The following is a 226-nucleotide window of genomic DNA, read 5'->3' as shown; positions in this document are numbered from 1 at the left end:
GAGCATCGTCGGCAAAGCTAAACCTGTCATCTCTCCCGATCCTCCAGCGGGATCAGGAGTGTCGCAGATCTGAGACAGGGTGCAGTGCGGAAAGCGATCTAGTGCGGCCGCTCGAGCCCGGTCTTGTTCAGCTTGCGATGCATGGTGGCGCGGCTGATGCCGAGCAGCTTGGCCGCAGCCGACACATTGCCGCCGGCGCGCGCCAAGGCACGCTGCAACACGCCGC

The 226-nt window shown here is 64.6% G+C and carries 1 protein-coding gene; it reads right to left on the bottom strand.

The window, feature by feature from the left end; all coding sequences use genetic code 11:
• Positions 1–98: 98 nt before the first annotated feature.
• A partial coding sequence (locus RTX98_RS05645) for a helix-turn-helix domain-containing protein (RefSeq protein ID WP_312795243.1) occupies positions 99–226 on the bottom strand: 128 nt, incomplete at its 5' end.

The sequence above is a fragment of the Tianweitania sp. genome (genome assembly GCF_032053605.1).
Lineage (GTDB): Bacteria > Pseudomonadota > Alphaproteobacteria > Rhizobiales > Rhizobiaceae > Tianweitania.
Note: the sequence above shows the minus strand (reverse complement) of the source record. Positions and strands in the feature narration are given on the sequence as shown.